Genomic DNA, 16165 nt, shown 5'->3' with positions numbered 1-16165 from the left:
TGTGCAGCGTAGGGCGTCGCGGTTGAGGGGTGTGGTGCACATGCATGCACGCTCTGTAGTGACGAATGTTGTGACGGATGTAGTGACGGGCGAATCGCGGGTATTCAGGTTCGCCATTCATGGCGCCCCTGGCAGACCAGATAACCGGCCCCGTCCCTGCTAAAAAAGCCCACCCGGTCTCCCGGGCAGGCTTGCCTGTATTGCTCAACCCTTTATCGCGCGAGTGAAGCGGCCTGGTTAAGGGTCATATTGCGCGTTTCCGGCGCCAGCCACACGGAGACCAGCAGACCAATAAAGGAGACGATCGCTGCGGCATACATGGTGTTAGCAATGCCCAGGCTCTGCAGGGAGATCGGTACCAGCCAGGTGCCGGCCGCAGAACCAATCCGCGACATTGATGAACCCATGCCGACCGCAAATGCGCGCACTTCCGTCGGGAACAACTCGTTCGGGTAGACCAGCTCCAGCACCTGCGCCCCGCCGATAAACACGGCATAGGCACCAAACAGCACCAGTACCAGCATCTCAGAACCGTGTGAGAACATACCCAGCGCCAGCAGGGCAAGACTTGACCACAGGAAGCTCTGAATAATCAGACGACGGCGCCCCATGGTATCAATCAAACGCGTTGCGAGAATGCAGCCCACCACAAACAGCAGCGTAATCGCGATGGACCCCAGTGATGCCCACTCTCCGTCCAGGTTCAGCGCTTTCAGAACGATGGGGGCAAATGAGTAAACCGCAAACATCGGTACCACTGCCGCGCTCCAGAACACGGAAACAAACAGCATGCGTTTACCGTAACCGGAGCGCAGCAGGTCTTTCAGCGACACTTTAGCCTCAGCGGTCTCTTCGGGCACATTTTTCAGAGAGAATTCCGGACCATACACTTTTCGGATAATCTGCTCCGCTTCCGTGAGGCGGCCTTTGCTGATTAACCAGCGCGGTGATTCAGGCGTACCGAGACGCAGTACAAACAGCAACACACCCAGTACCGCCGGACTTGCCAGCACCAGACGCCATGCAGCATCGCCGCCTGATGCAAGGATCAGGTTACCAACGATATACGCCAGCGCCGCGCCGGCAAACCAGAGGATAGTTAACGCAGCCAGACGCTTACCGCGATGTTTCTGCGGCAAGAACTCTGTCAGCAGCGAACCGGCAACCGGGTACTCCAGGCCTACGCCGACGCCCACTAAAAAGCGCAAAACAAATAGCGCCATTGCCGATTCTGCCCAGAATGTCCCTACAGAACCGAGGATGAACAGGATTGGTCCGACAAAGAACAGACGGCGGCGGCCAACGATATCGGTAAGCCAGCCACCGAGGAAACCACTGCAAAAGGTGCCCAGCATCGCCGATGCCGCGACCATGCCTTGCCAGAAAGTATCTAACTGCAGGTGTTGAAAAAATTGTACGATGGCGACGCCGATAATGCTCAGCACATAGCCATCGAGAATCCAGCCCCCACCGGCACGTATCGACATTAACTGGTGAAAACCATTTAACGGTACGTCTTCGATGGAGATATTGTTGTTATTCATGGCAGGTGTTCTCCGTTAATATTTAGGTATTGCAGGTACAACCATTTGTCTGAATAAGCTGACGTATTCAGTGAGCGAAAATAATAGTTTCGTCGTAAACAGGCGCAGTATTAATCGCCACGCGATACAGGCGCGTGGGAACATGCGTTAATGTCTTCCGTGAGGGTTCGTCAGCCAGCTGTTATATTCTTCCGCTCACTGCCGGAATATTTTTATCTGCTGAACCGGGCCCGATGGCCATTAATACGTTCGGTCAGCACTCATCATCTTTGGCTAATTTCAGTATTTCTGGGCTGGTGTCCTTACCTTGCTGCTTCCTGACCGGTTGGTGCGTTTTATCACGCCGCGTCCTGTTACAGTCAGGTTAAATCTGTGTTCAAAATTATGCCGTTTTCTCCATGCTGTAAATATGCCTCACACGCCATTTACGCGAGAATGTGATCGCTATCTGAAATAATTTATAAGATAAAAACGCACTATGTAAAAACTTAATTAATTAATATTTAAGTAAAAAATAAAAATTAACTGCATTTTTCTCCTATAATTTTGTATTTCCTTTGTATTTTTTATGTATGCAAAAAAATCGTTCCGTCACGATTGTGAGGGCTTCGAACAGTGGGTTTAAGCGCGGCGTGATGAGATTTCCGGTAAAGGGAGGCGTGAAGCGCTGCTTAGCATGATCACCGCTATACCCGGGCTGGCACCATACCGATACGGTGAGCGACGACTTTACCGGGCCTGTGTGTTTACGTATCGTGCAAGTTATTTCGCTTTAGCGGGCAGGCGAAGATTATTTAAAATAAGAGGCACAGCGAATTCCGGCGAAAACGCTATTATTTTTGGCAGGCAAGATGAGAGTGTAAAAGGGTGATTTCCGGGTAACGCGTGTGGCGCGCGTTAATTGCCATCCGTGGCAAAAAAGCTATCAGACATAATATATGCTCATACACTCAGTGGCGTTTATCGATATGCTGCACCAGACGGTCACCGATCCACTGAATTCCGCACACCAGTACAATGAGCACGATAATAACCGCTATCATCACCGATGTTTCAAAACGCTGGTAACCGTAGCGAATGGCCAGATCGCCCAGGCCACCCGCGCCGATGGCGCCTGCCATGGCCGATGCGCCAATCAGGGCGACCAACGTGACAATAAAGCCGGAAAGAATGCCGGGTAACGCTTCCGGAATCAGGACATCCCACACAATACGCAGCTTGCTGGCCCCCATCGCACGGACGGCGTCAATCAGACCGCGATCCACATCGCGCAGCGACACTTCAGCCACGCGGGCAAAATAGGGAGTGGCAGTGATCGATAAAGGAACAATCGCCGCCCAGGTGCCGAGTGAGGTGCCTACCAGCAGGCGGGTAAACGGAATGAGTGCCACCAGTAAAATAATAAACGGTAGCGAACGGAAGCCATTAATGATCAGCCCCAGTACGCGATGAATACCGCGATGTTCCGCAATGCCACCCGGGCTGGTCATCACTAAGATCAGGCCGAGCGGCAACCCCGCTACCAGCGAAAACAGCCCGGAGATCGCGGTCATCAGTACCGTTTCACCCAGTGCATTCAGGAGTAGATCAAGCATCGCTGGCGACATAACCCATTAACTCCACCTGTGCCTGCTGCGCCTGCAGCCAGCGGATAGCCCGTTGCTCATCCGCGATATGATCCGCCGGAATCGCAATAAAAAAATGCACCACAGCGTAGTGCCCGATGTGATCAATGCCGCCTTGCAGCAGGCGGAAAGTGTCCGGGAACGCACAGGCGAAGCGTGTTAACAGATCGCCCTGCGCATCTTCCCCGGCAAAATGTACGCTGTAGATCGCCTCACCCTGCTTCTGCGCACAAATACGTGCGGCAATATTCTCAGGCAACTGCGGGAGCAATCCGCGGAGCAGCGTGCGCGTTAGCCCGGCCTGCGGATGGGCAAAGACCTGCCACACTGGCCCCTGCTCAATGATCTCACCGGCATCAATGACCGCCACGCGATGCGCTACTGATTTGATCACCTCCATCTCATGCGTGATCAATAAAATGGTGATCCCCAGTTTTTGATTCAGGGATTTAAGCAGCGTCAGAATCGAACGCGTGGTTTCCGGATCGAGCGCTGACGTTGCTTCATCACACAGCAGCAGCGCCGGGCTGGCCGCCAGCGCACGGGCAATACCTACGCGCTGCTTTTGTCCGCCTGATAACGCCGCCGGATAGTGGTGCGCTTTATCCGCCAGCCCGACCAGCGCCAGCAGATCCGCGACCCGCTGCTGACGCTGTGCTTTCGCCATACCGGCGATTTTGAGCGGCAGCGCCACATTTTGCGCCACGGTTTTAGCTGACAATAAATTGAAGTGCTGAAACACCATGCCGACGCGGCTACGTACGGTTTGCAGCTGTTTTTCTGATAAACCGGTAATGTCACGGCCTTCGATTTCAATCACGCCTTCATCAGGCTGCTCCAGCCCATTAAGACAGCGAATCAGGGTGGATTTTCCCGCGCCACTGCGGCCAATCAGGCCGAGAATTTCGCCCTTTTGCACCGTCAGCGAAACATTGCGCAGCGCCTGAGTCTGTCCGAAACGGCGCGAAACATGTTGCAGACGCACGACACCACCCGTTGTACGCACTGCACAATCCTGAGCCGTTGCATTACCCGATACATCACGTGTAGCGGCGGTAAAGGGCGCTTCAGCATCTGAAAATAGCGTCATACTGTTTGTCCTAATCAGGCCGTTTCACCAGTGCCGTTGAAATGCTTATCCAATACTTTTTTCACTGCGTCACTTTTACCCGCCGACTGATTCAGCGACACAGGTGTAAGCGCAGCGCTGGAGAGCAGTAACATTCGGACAGCTAACATAAATTTATTTTTATTGATGACAAAGCGCGTGTGCATAAATTGTTTCCAGAGTGTTATTATTACGCGAGTCAAAATAAGCTGCAGTGACGGGCAGATGTGGCCAGTTTACGCAGTTTCTTATTCCTGCATTATGCTTTATCCAGGAATGTTATTTCTGAAATGAATAAAGAGGGCAGCCGCCCGCCTCGCCACATGCGGGAAAACGGCTGTGATACCATGCCTGTTTGATTGATCAGTACAGAGTGCTATGTCGGATACCACACCTAAACGTAAAAATGACCCTGAAGGGCTGAAGAGGCGCATTCTGGCCGGTGCGCTGCAAACCTTTGCCGAATACGGTATGCAAGGCGCACGCATGGAGCAGATCGCTGAGCTGGCTAACACCACCAAACGCATGGTGGTTTATCACTTTGTTAATAAAGAGAAGCTGTACATTGAGGTGCTGGAACAGGTTTATCAGGCGATTCGCCAGCATGAAACCGGCCTTAACCTGAGCGCGCTGGATCCGGAAGAGGCGATGGTCAAACTGGTTGAAGCCAGCTTCGATTATCATGTGTCACATCCGGATTTTATGCGCCTGGTCTGTACTGAAAACTTGCTGCGTGGCCGCTATATCGTGCAGTCACAGCGCATCAAGGAGATGAATAAAAGCACGCTGGATCTGCTTGATGACATTCTGATTCGCGGTCAGCAACAGGGGGTTTTCATTGATGGCCTGAACACCGTGGATGTGCACCGCCTGTTAAGCAGTATTTGCGTGCACCATGTCTCGAACCGCTACACCTTTCATACTCTGTTCACACCCCACGATAGCGAAGAGGACAGCATCCGCCGTAATCGCCAGCTGGCGGTGACGGCAACGCTGCGTTACGTGCGGAGAGCCCCGTAATCTGCGGGTTCGCTGTGATGGTCTACGCTTGATTTATTAACCGGGACCGTCACAGACCACAGATAAGGAATGCCGTAGTGAACAGAGACTCCCTGCTCTATCCCTTACGTAACCCCAGTGACACCACTGCCGATCCGGCGTTGTGGAACTGGGCGCAGAATACCGTTGTCGGGCAGCGGCAACAGCTGCACCAGCCACAAAGCGAAGCGGCGTTACAGCAGCTGCTCCGCACCACCCAGGGGAAAGTGCGCGTAGTGGGCAGCCGCCTTTCACCGGGCCGGATGCTGTGCGTCCAGCCTGATGACGTGCTGGTGGATCTCAGCGCGCTACGGGGCGTACTGGCGCAGGATGAGGAGAGCGTGACCTTCGCTGCCGGCACACCGATGCAGCAGATTTATGACACGCTGACCGAGATGGATCGCATGCTGGCCTCCTCGCCCGGCGTGATTGCCGTGCAGACGCTGGCAGGCGCCATGGCAAGCGGTACGCATGGTCAGGGGCTTAATCAGAGCTCGCTGGCGGATGAAGCGCTGCGTATCCGTATGGTGCTGGCAGATGGCAGCGTGCGCGAGTGGGTACGTGGCGAAGCGGATTTTCCGGCAGCGCAGACCTCGCTGGGCGCGCTGGGGATCGTCACTGCCGTTACGCTACGCACTCAGCCGTCTCGCCTGTTTACCTGCCATAAATTTGCGGTCAGCGCCGATACGCTTGAGCAGGATTTACCGGCGTGGAACACGCAGTTTGAAATGAGCAAAGCCTGGTGGTTTGTTGATGACAATCTGATGCACGTATGGAATGCGGCCGAGGCCAGCCATGACGATGCGCAGGCCTGGTATGCGAACCAGCGCGAAGTGATTGAACACGGCGACGATACCGACAGCAGCCTGAACGAAACCATCGATCAAACGCTGGCGCAGATGCATCGCGATACGCAGATACACGGGAAAGGCGGCAAGCAGTTTCGCACCGTTACGCGCTTCCGCGATTTCACGGATGTCAGCGGCGATATCTATCAGCTGTTTTGCCGTGGCATTGCGGTGCCGCAGATTAACGTTGAGATCGGCGTGCCGCTGGCGCAAACCCCGCAGATTATCAGCAAAATTAAAGCCTGGTATGCGGAGAGTAAGCCGCATATGCACTATCCGATTATTCTGCGCTGTACCGGCGCGTCTGAGGCCTGGCTCAGTCCGGCGTACCAGCACCCCACCTGCTTCTTCGGCTTTGTGGTCTATTACGCTGACGACGGTTCGCTTTCGCAGGAGGGGCTGCATTTTCTGAGTGAGGTCGAGAAGCTGCTGGCGGCAGAGGGCGGCCGGCCACACTGGGGCAAATACTACGATCCGCAGCGCTATCAGTGGCGCGATATCTATCCGCAGTGGGATGCGTTTCGTGCGGTACGCGATCGGCTCGACCCGACCCACCGCTTTAGCAATGACTACGTGACAGCTTTGTTTGATTAATTTTTACAGGGAGAGAGTATGTTCGCCTGGGTAACGCTGCTGACGCAGCCAGACTATGTTATCGGTGTGCAGGCGCTGCACCGTTCGTTGCAGCGCAGTGAGACGCGCTGGCCGCTGATTGTGATGGTGACCGATGCTATCGATAGCGAAACACGCGCAGCATTGCAGCAGTCGGGCTGCGTGATCCATCCTGTTGAACCGTTAATGCCGGATACGCAGCTGGAGCAACACTATGCGTCGGCCCAGTTCGGCGAAGTGTGGAGCAAATTACGCGCCTGGGCGTTAACGGACTATGAGCGCGTGGTGTTCCTTGACGCGGATATGCTGGTGCTGCGCAATATGGATGAGCTGTTTACGCTGGATCTCGGGAAGCATGCGCTGGCCGCCTGCCACGCCTGCCGCTGTAACCCGAACCAGATTGCCAGCTACCCTGCCAGCTGGATGCCGGAGAATTGCCATTATACCTGGCAGGAGCGCGGTGAAGCCGCACCGCCGCAGCTTGATCGCTACCTTAACGGCGGTTTTCTGGTGTTGAAACCGGATCAGGCGGTGTTCAACTGGCTACAGCAGAAGGTGATGGAGATTGAGGATCTGCGGCGTTACCCCTTCTCCGAGCAGGATTTGCTGAATGAAGTGTTTGCCGGCCGCTGGCTGCCGCTGCCCTATATTTACAATGCATTAAAAACTCTGCCGTTCCAGCACAGTGCCATGTGGCGTCAGGAGGAGGTAAAGAACCTGCATTACATTCTGGCGAAGCCGTGGAAGCGCGATCTTAACCAGCCGGAAGCCGAGCGCGATCGCTATTACGCGCTGGATAAGCTGTGGTGGGAAGCCGGCACCGAATAGATGCCGGGTGCAACGTTCGACAATGGCGGCCCTGTCGGGTCGCCACTCCGCATAGCCTGCCCGGGTAGATGGCAAGCTTGCGCATCCCTGCCGCGTGACGTCCGGGCTTACCTCAATACCCCCTCTTCCTTCGCGCATTCGTGGCGCTATTGCACATTCAGACTCCGGAGTGGCGGCCCGCAGGGCCGCCAGAGGCGCCTTAGCGCCAGCCCAGTTCTGGTGCGACGTGCGTCAGAATGCTCTCAATCACATGCGCACAGTAATCCACGCCTAACTGGTTCGGAATCGTCAACAGCAGCGTATCGGCTTCGGCAATCCCCTCATCCTGCGCCAGCTGTTTGATCAGCTGATCAGGCTCGGCGGCATAGCTGCGGCCAAAGATGGCGCGGGTTTTCTCGTCGAGGAAACCAACCGAATCCTGCTCTTGCCCACCGCGACCGAAATAGGCGCGGTCGGTGTCGTTCACCAGCGCAAAAATGCTGCGGCTTACCGATACGCGCGGCGTGCGCTGATGTCCGGCGGCGGCCCATGCCTCACGATACGCACGAATTTGCTTCGCCTGCTGGACGTGGAACGGTTCGCCGGTCTCGTCATCCTTCAGCGTTGAACTCTGCAGGTTCATCCCCTGCTGCGCCGCCCAGATTGAGGTCGCGTTGGAACCGGAGCCCCACCAGATACGCTCACGCAGCCCTTCCGAGAATGGCTCCAGGCGCAGCAGGCCCGGCGGGTTCGGGAACATCGGCTGTGGATTCGGTTTAGCAAAGCCTTCACCACGCAGAACTTCCAGCAGCTCTTCGGTATGGCGGCGGCCCATATCTGCATCGGTCTCACCGTCTCGCGGATCAAAACCAAAGTAGCGGTAACCCTCAACCACCTGCTCCGGCGAGCCACGGCTCAGGCCAAGCTGTAAACGCCCATTTGAGATCAGGTCCGCTGCGCCAGCGTCTTCTGCCATATAGAGCGGATTTTCGTAGCGCATATCAATCACGCCGGTACCAATTTCAATGCGATTGGTCTTTGCGCCCACCGCGGCCAGCAGCGGGAACGGCGAGCTCAGCTGGCGGGCAAAGTGGTGCACGCGGAAGTAAGCACCGTCTGCGCCTAACTCCTCCGCCGCGACGGCCAGGTCGATGGACTGCAGCAGAACATCCTGCGCGGAACGGGTTGCTGAGTGCTGCGATGGGGTCCAGTGACCGAACGATAAAAAGCCAATTTTTTTCATGTTATTTGCTCCTCGCGGGCCACGCAGGCCCTGATATGAGAACTCAGGATTCGATGAGCACAGGTTACGTCAGAGCTGACGTCACTGATAGCCAATAGTTTTCGCGCGCTTCTTCAACTTTTTTGCATAAGAAAGCAGTTATCCTTCTTTGTGTTCATCACCGGGATCAATCATCGTAGCGGCACCCTCTCCTGCCTGACCGATACCCGGAATCCCATGTCAAAAAAGTCATCCGCGTATATTGATGCGCAGCAGCGCGTTGTAGTGCACCAGCTGGCCAAAAGCTGGCTGTGGCGCAGCGAACTGCCTACCTGGCTGTTGATGATTACCCTCTACGGCGGCTGGTTTAGCTGCGTTCTGTTCTGGCAAACCCTGGGGCTCATGGCGTCAACGCTGCTGCTGATCGTCTTGACCACCTGGTATTTGTCGCTACAGCATGAGTTGATTCACGGCCATCCGACGCGCTTCCCGCGCCTGAATCAGCTGTTCGGTACGCTGCCGCTGGCAGTGTGGTACCCCTATGGTTTTTACCGTGATTCGCACCTGGCGCATCATCGTAACCACACGCTCACCGAGCCAGAAGAGGATCCGGAAACCTACTATGTGTCACCGCAACGCTGGGCGCAGCTTCGGCCGTGGCAGCAAAATATCATCCACCTGCGTAATACCTTCCCCGGCCGTATATTGCTTGGTCCGCTGCTGGATATCGCCGCGACGCTGCGCGCCCTGCTGCGCAGTGTGATGACCGGGGATAAGCCCGCCATCGCAATGTGGCTGATACACATCGGGCTTCTGGCAGCGCTCTCCTGCTGGCTCAATCACCTGGGCTTTTCGCCGCTGTGGTGGGTGCTGGCCGTTAGCTATCCGGCACTGGCGCTGACCAAAGTACGATCGTTTTATGAGCACCGCGCGGCTGATGCGCCGCTGGCGCGCTCGGTAAATAACGAAGCTGCGTGGCCCTGGCGCTTATTATTCCTCAATCTCAACTATCATTCTGTACATCATGATCTGCCCGGTTTACCCTGGTACGGCCTGCGTACACTCTATCTGCTGTATCGCGAAGGTTATCACCAGCGTAATCACGGTTTCCGCGTTGCCGGTTATGGCGCATGGATGCTGCGCTTCTGGCGCAAACCGGTCGGGGTAAACGTCCATCCGGGACATCATAAGGACGCACAGAATGCACATCATATCGTTACCGATGTACGACATCGATCATCAGAGCACGCAAGGCCTGACCTCAGCGCTAACGACGCTGCTGGCGCAACGCGACGTGCGGGCTGAGGTTGAGTGGCACGACGATCTGCTTCCGCACTGGCGCGACGACAATCTTCTGCTGAGCCAGACCTGCGGCTATCCGCTGGTTGCACTGCTGCCGGATGTGCAGCTGGTCGGCACGTTCCATTCGGTTGCGCCGGGCTGTAAAGATCTGCGCTACCGCAGCTGGCTGGTGGCGCGCAAGGTTGATGAGAATCTTACCCTCAGCGATTTTTACGATCGCCGCGCCGTCTGTAACAGCAGTGATTCGCACTCCGGCTACAACGCCTTACGCTTTATGGTCGCCCCCATGGCGCAGCAGGGGCGATTTTTCCGTGAAACGCTGTTCAGCGGCAGCCATCGCCACTCCCTGGCAGCACTGCGGACGGAACAGGCCGATATCGCCGCTATCGACTGCATTACCTGGGCGCTGCTGCGCAGATACTCTCCGGAGGAGTTAACCGGGCTGGAGATTATCGGCGAAACGCCGCTGTGTGCAGCCCTGCCGCTCATTACATCGCGCAAAACCGACGCACTGCTGATGGAGAAACTGCGCAGCGTTCTGTTTGAGCTGACGATGGATAAGGCCTACCGCGATCTGCTGGACGCTAATCTGATTGGTGGGTTCGCCGTGCCGCAGCGCAGCTATTTTGATGAAGTTAAAACGTGGGAAAACCGGGCAGCGGCCTGGGGCGTTACGGCACTGTAATCCGCGCCGATAGCGCAGGAAAAGGCCGTGATGATGCGGCATCCCTGCCGCACAGGTGATCACTCCGCACGCGCGGCAATGATGGCCTCCGCCACATTGCGCGGTGCTTCAGCATAATGCGCAAACTCCATGCTATACGTGGCGCGGCCCTGTGACATGGAGCGCAGCGTGGTGGCATAACCGAACATCTCCGCCAGCGGCACTTCCGCGCGAATGATACGCGCGCCAAAGCGCTCATCCATGCCCTGCAGCGTCCCGCGCCGCGATGAGAGATCGCCCATGACGCTGCCGGCGTACTCTTCCGGCGTTTCCACTTCAACCTGCATTACCGGTTCCAGAATGGCCGGATCGGCCTGCTTCGCAGCGGCTTTGAAGCCAAAAATGGCCGCCATGCGGAACGCCATCTCTGACGAGTCCACATCGTGATACGAGCCAAACGTTAGCGTAGCTTTGATATCCACCACCGGATAACCGGCCAGCACGCCGCTGTTCAGCGCTTCGCGAATCCCCTTCTCCACAGACGGAATGAACTCGCGTGGTACAACGCCCCCTTTGGTGGCATCCTCAAAGGCGAAGCCCGCGCCCGCCGCCTGCGGTGCCAGCGTTAAAACCACATGACCATACTGCCCTTTACCACCGGACTGGCGCACAAATTTGCCCTCAACGTCACGCACCGTTTTGCGGATGGTTTCACGGTAGGTCACCTGCGGACGGCCAATATTGCTTCGACGCCAAACTCACGCTTCAGCCGATCAACGATAATCTCGAGGTGCAGCTCACCCATGCCAGAGATGATCGTCTGGCCGGATTCATCATCGGTGTGCAGACGGAACGACGGATCTTCTGCGGCCAGCCGCTGCAGCGCCAGGCCCATCTTCTCCTGATCGCCTTTGGTTTTGGGCTCAATGGAGAGCGAGATCACCGGATCGGGAAACTCCATGCGCTCCAGTGTGATAACTGCGTTGGGATCGCACAGGGTTTCACCGGTGGTGACCTCTTTCAGCCCCGCACAGGCGGCAATATCACCGGCGCGAATCTCGTCGATCTCGATACGGTCATTCGCCTGCATCTGCACAATACGCCCGATGCGCTCTTTGCGCCCTTTTACCGCATTCCACACGCTGTCTCCTTTACGCAACACGCCCGAATAGACGCGGACAAAGGTCAGCTGGCCGACAAACGGATCGCTCATCAGTTTGAACGCCAGCGCTGAGAACGGCTCGCTGTCATCCGCATGGCGCTCATCGTGTTCACCCTGCTCGTTCACGCCCGCAACCGGCGGCACATCCAGCGGCGACGGCATCAGCTCAATGACGGCATCCAGCATGCGCTGCACACCTTTGTTTTTAAACGCGCTGCCGCACAGCATCGGCTGGATTTCACCGGCTAAGGTGCGCTGGCGCAGACCGGCCGTCACCTCTGCTTCGCTGAGATCGCCCTGCTCCAGATAGCGATCCATCAGCGCTTCGCTGGCTTCTGCAGCAGCCGCCACCATATTTTCCCGCCATTCGGCGGCCAGCGCCTGTAACGCTTCCGGAATCGGTGCGTAACTAAAGGTCATGCCCTGGCTGGCTTCATCCCAGTAAATGGCACGCATCTTATTGAGATCGATAACGCCGCTGAACTGCTCCTCCGCACCGACTGGAATCACAACCGGCACCGGATTGGCCTGCAGACGATCTTTCATCATCTGCACCACGCGGAAGAAATCCGCGCCCTGACGGTCCATTTTGTTAACGAAAGCGATACGCGGTACGTGATATTTGTTCGCCTGGCGCCACACGGTTTCTGACTGCGGCTGCACGCCGCCGACCGCGTCATAGACCATGACTGCACCATCCAGTACGCGCATGGAGCGCTCTACCTCGATGGTGAAATCGACGTGGCCGGGGGTATCGATGATGTTAATGCGGTGCGGCGTAAAGCTGCCATCCATTCCCGGCCAGAAGCAGCTTACTGCCGCCGAGGTGATAGTAATACCGCGCTCCTGCTCCTGCGCCATCCAGTCGGTGGTTGCCGCGCCATCGTGCACTTCACCCAGCTTATGGCTCATCCCGGTGTAGAACAGGATGCGCTCGGTGGTGGTGGTTTTACCGGCATCAATGTGCGCGGAGATGCCGATGTTGCGATAACGTTCGAGTGGTAGTGGTCGGGGCATGATGCGTCCTTAGTCTGAATGACAGGTTGCGCGGCGGACACCGTTGCCCGCCGTCGTGTCACAGCGTAGACCTATTGTACGAGCAAATACGAACAGTTTGAGCCTTTTTTAAACATCGCCGAAACCTTGCAGCGCTTTCCGCATTTCCGGTGTGGCGCAGCCGCGCGCACCGCTTTAAGGTAAAAGGCCCCTTCTCTCAACGGAAACATGACATGCGCATTCTGGTAGTGGGTGCCGGCGCGACCGGCGGCTATTTTGGTGCACGTCTGGCGCAGACGGGCCGTGATGTGACTTTTCTGGTGCGTGAGCGCCGTTTTCAGCAGCTGCAGCAAAACGGGCTGGCGCTGAATACGCCGGAAGGCCGCACGGTGCTGACGCCACAACTGGCACAGGCCAGCACCCTGAGCGGTCACTTTGACCTGATCATTATCACGGTGAAAAGTTTTGCGCTGGAACAGGCGATGAACGATATCGCCCCGGCTGTCGGGCCTGAAACGCTGCTGCTGCCGGTGCTCAACGGCATGCGCCATATCGATACCCTGCAGGCGCGGTTTGGCGATAAGGTGATCGGAGGCCTGTGTAAAATCCACGCCACGCTGAATGAAAACGGTGAAGTGATGCAGATGTCACCGCTGCATACGCTCAATTACGGCGCGCTGGACGGCAACAACGATGCGCGTTTGCAGCGGGTCGATGCTGCACTGCGCGGGGCGCAGTTTGATGCGGTATTGAGCGGGAACATCATCAGTGAGCTGTGGGAGAAGTGGCTGCTGCTGAGCACGCTTGGCGCGGTTTGCTGCCTGACGCGGGGCGATACCCGGCAGGTGCTGACCTCGGACGGCGGCGAGGCGCTGTTGCAGGGCATCTTCGCGGAGGTGCTGGCGGTGATCGCTGCCGATGGCTACCCGCAGCGTCCGGCCGTGACGGCGAAGATTTTTGAGACGCTGAACAACCCTGATGCGGCGATGACCTCCTCCATGTACCGCGATCTCCTGCAGGGCTACGCTATCGAAGCCGATCAGATCATCGGTGATTTGCTGGCGCGCGGCGCGCGCCATGCGGTGGCGACGCCGCTGCTGAACGCGGTGTATGTGAATTTGCAGATGTATTTGCAGACGCGGTGACGACCTGGTGCACGGGAATAACCTGGTGCGCATGAATGCGCACCCTACAGTGATGGAGGGTCGCCATTCATGGCGACCGTTAACATCCCGAAATATCAGGTTTCATCCCCATCATGGTGTACGGCGTTAACCCAGGCGCGACTGCACGCCTGGCAACTGCATCAGACGTTGCCAGGCTGCTTCGACCGCCTCTGGTATATCAACGTGACCAAAAAACCCTTTGCCGTTCGGGCCGTAGCCGCTGGCGTCGTCACGCAGGCGCTGCACTTCGCCCATCAGCAGTGACAGAAATCGCTCCATTGACCACAACCCCTGCGGCGGCGCACCGACAATGCGCAGCATGCCGGCATCCATCGCTACCTGCGGGACAAATACCGGCCAGCTGATAAACGCCGGCGCATCGGCACGATCGCGCCACTGCCAGCGGAACGTCTCCCAGGTGCGGCGCTGCATCAGCGGGTCCTGCACCAGCAGCACGCGCTGCGGCTGCCAGCCCTGCGCATCCAGCAGGCGCTGGCTGAATGCCGCATTCTCACCACAGTTGCCTGAAGCCGTTTCCAGCAGTAGCTGCTCCTCCGGCAGCGCAGCGAACAGGCGCGCCATATCACCCAGCAGTTCCGCCTCGCTCTTGCCGGCACGTTCAATCTGACGATAGAGCGGATGCACGGCCATCATCTCCTTCAGCAGCGCCGTTGAGTGCCCTACACCGCCGCTGATAAGCAGCGGCAGCTGATATCGCTTCGCCAGCGCCATCACCGCTTCGACATTTGGCAGCACGGCATGGCCGGCCAGAATGGCTAAATCGATATCCAGCGTGCCGTCAGCCGGCATATGATCAAGCGCCAGCCAGGCGGCCAGAGCGTTAATATCCTGAATCTGTTGTTGATTGAGCTGCATTGCACTCTCCTTACGTTAACTCAGGCAGTGTAGCGGCTTAATAACGTGCCGGCAGGGAAAAATTTGTTACACTCGCCGCAACTTATTCAGGAGAGATCAATGACAGCGCGATCCGTAACCCTCGACGATGTTGCCCGGCTGGCAGGCGTTTCTTATCAAACGGTTTCACGGGTACTGAACCACTCGGCGCAGGTTTCCGCCGCCACCCGCGCCAGAGTTGAAGCGGCGATGCAGCAGCTGAATTACATCCCTAATCGCGTGGCACAACAGCTGGCCGGTAAAGCCACGCGCACGCTGGGGCTGGCGACCAGCGACCTGGCGCTGATGGCGCCCGCGCAGATTGCGTCAGCGATTCAGCAGCGCGCGGCGGCGCAGGCGTACCATCTGGTGATTGCCATGCGAATGCCGGCTCTGACGCGCAGGATACCGTGAATGAACTGCTGGCCCAGCGCGTGGATGCCCTGCTGATTAATCTGCCGCTGAGTGCGCAACAGGCCGCGCAGATTCAGCTGCAGTGCGGCAATAAACCGGCGCTGTTTCTGGATGTGGAGGGCAGTGCCGGTGTGGCGCAGTGTCAGTATCAGAGCGCCAGCGGCGCACGGCAGGCGGTTGATCACCTGGTGGCGCTGGGGCATCGCCAGATTGGCGTGCTCAACGGCCCGGAACGTTCAGCCTCTGCGCGCGCGCGCTTTGCCGCCTGGCAGCAGGCGCTGGCGGCGCATCAGCTGGCACCGGTATGCGTCCTGAGCGGCGACTGGAGCGCCGCCGCCGGTTATCAGGCAGTGATGACACTCCTCCCTGACCGCTTACCGCAGGCGCTGCTGGTGGCTAACGACCAGATGGCGCTGGGCGCCATGCGCGCGCTGCACCAGCACGGCGTGAAGATTCCGGCAGAGATATCCCTGATCGGTTATGACGATACGGCGGAGAGCGCGTGGTATCAGCCGCCGCTCACCACGGTCCGTCAGGATTTACAGCAGCTGGGAACAGTGAGCGTGGATCGTCTGCTGGCGCAGCTGGCCGGGGAGACGCCGCCCGTTGAGCCGCTGGAAACTGAGCTGGTGCTGCGTGAGACGACAGCTGCGCCGCTGCAGCAGACGCCGGATGTGGCGGAGATTGCCCGGCAGTTGCAGGCATTAGCGCGAACGTTAAAAAGGTCATCATAAAGCGGGATACGGTGTGAAGGGTTAACCGC

Annotated in this window: 12 protein-coding genes and 2 pseudogenes; 7 read left to right on the top strand and 7 right to left on the bottom strand. The window is 57.4% G+C overall.

The features are described 5' to 3' along the window. Nucleotides 1–212 precede the first annotated feature (212 nt). The 4 genes from HA48_RS12460 to HA48_RS22055 form a co-directional block, all read right to left on the bottom strand. The gene (locus tag HA48_RS12460; RefSeq protein ID WP_128601595.1) at nt 213–1544 is read right to left on the bottom strand and encodes an MFS transporter; all 1332 of its coding nucleotides are present in this window, start codon (nt 1542–1544) and stop codon (nt 213–215) included. A gap of 950 nt (nt 1545–2494) precedes the next feature. Further along, nucleotides 2495–3151 (bottom strand): methionine ABC transporter permease, encoded by a 657-nt coding sequence (locus tag HA48_RS12455; RefSeq protein ID WP_128601594.1) that lies wholly within the window; start codon nt 3149–3151, stop codon nt 2495–2497. Then, a complete protein-coding gene (locus tag HA48_RS12450; RefSeq protein WP_128601593.1) occupies nt 3132–4259 on the bottom strand; it encodes a methionine ABC transporter ATP-binding protein in 1128 nt (375 codons plus the stop codon). The genes HA48_RS12455 and HA48_RS12450 overlap by 20 nt, the downstream gene beginning before the upstream one ends. A 14-nt stretch (nt 4260–4273) precedes the next feature. Then, nucleotides 4274–4444, bottom strand: a complete 171-nt coding sequence (locus tag HA48_RS22055) for a hypothetical protein (RefSeq protein WP_158086967.1) — start codon at nt 4442–4444, stop codon at nt 4274–4276. Between the two features lie 211 nt (nt 4445–4655). On the opposite strand from HA48_RS22055, the gene HA48_RS12445 reads away from it, so the two are divergent. The 3 genes from HA48_RS12445 (at nt 4656) to HA48_RS12435 (ending at nt 7603) form a co-directional block, all read left to right on the top strand. Further along, nucleotides 4656–5297, top strand: a complete 642-nt coding sequence (locus HA48_RS12445; RefSeq protein WP_128601592.1) for a TetR/AcrR family transcriptional regulator — start codon at nt 4656–4658, stop codon at nt 5295–5297. Between the two features lie 77 nt (nt 5298–5374). Next, nucleotides 5375–6757 (top strand): D-arabinono-1,4-lactone oxidase, encoded by a 1383-nt coding sequence (locus HA48_RS12440; protein ID WP_128601591.1) that lies wholly within the window; start codon nt 5375–5377, stop codon nt 6755–6757. An 18-nt stretch (nt 6758–6775) separates the two neighbouring features. Then, complete coding sequence (locus HA48_RS12435) at nt 6776–7603, top strand: glycosyltransferase family 8 protein (RefSeq protein WP_128601590.1); 828 nt, start codon at nt 6776–6778, stop codon at nt 7601–7603. Nucleotides 7604–7802: 199 nt separating this feature from the next. Here the strand turns inward: HA48_RS12435 and HA48_RS12430 are convergent, their stop codons facing one another. Beyond that, on the bottom strand, nt 7803–8825 hold the full coding sequence (locus HA48_RS12430) for an LLM class flavin-dependent oxidoreductase (RefSeq protein ID WP_128601589.1): 1023 nt from the start codon (nt 8823–8825) through the stop codon (nt 7803–7805). A gap of 216 nt (nt 8826–9041) precedes the next feature. Between HA48_RS12430 and HA48_RS12425 the strand changes: the two genes are divergently transcribed. Both HA48_RS12425 and HA48_RS12420 read left to right on the top strand, forming a co-directional pair. After that, entirely contained in the window at nt 9042–10109 is a 1068-nt protein-coding gene (locus HA48_RS12425; RefSeq protein WP_128601588.1) for a fatty acid desaturase, read from the top strand. Next, complete coding sequence (locus HA48_RS12420; protein ID WP_128601587.1) at nt 10006–10791, top strand: phosphate/phosphite/phosphonate ABC transporter substrate-binding protein; 786 nt, start codon at nt 10006–10008, stop codon at nt 10789–10791. The genes HA48_RS12425 and HA48_RS12420 overlap by 104 nt, the downstream gene beginning before the upstream one ends. A gap of 59 nt (nt 10792–10850) precedes the next feature. Here the strand turns inward: HA48_RS12420 and fusA are convergent. Then, nucleotides 10851–12949: pseudogene (gene fusA, locus HA48_RS12415) on the bottom strand (elongation factor G). A gap of 212 nt (nt 12950–13161) precedes the next feature. Here fusA and HA48_RS12410 point away from each other — a divergent pair. After that, nucleotides 13162–14073: a ketopantoate reductase family protein gene (locus tag HA48_RS12410; protein ID WP_128601586.1), complete on the top strand. Its 912-nt coding sequence runs from the start codon at nt 13162–13164 to the stop codon at nt 14071–14073. Nucleotides 14074–14199: 126 nt separating this feature from the next. Here the strand turns inward: HA48_RS12410 and HA48_RS12405 are convergent, their stop codons facing one another. Further along, complete coding sequence (locus HA48_RS12405; RefSeq protein ID WP_128601585.1) at nt 14200–14970, bottom strand: YdcF family protein; 771 nt, start codon at nt 14968–14970, stop codon at nt 14200–14202. A gap of 99 nt (nt 14971–15069) precedes the next feature. Here HA48_RS12405 and HA48_RS12400 point away from each other — a divergent pair. After that, nucleotides 15070–16136 (top strand): annotated as a pseudogene (locus tag HA48_RS12400) (LacI family DNA-binding transcriptional regulator). Nucleotides 16137–16165: the final 29 nt, after the last annotated feature.

Origin of the sequence: Pantoea wallisii (genome assembly GCF_002095485.1) — a bacterium.
In the GTDB taxonomy this organism is placed as follows: domain Bacteria; phylum Pseudomonadota; class Gammaproteobacteria; order Enterobacterales; family Enterobacteriaceae; genus Pantoea; species Pantoea wallisii.
The sequence above is the reverse complement of the archived record's forward strand: the minus strand, read 5'-3'. Positions and strand labels throughout refer to the sequence as shown.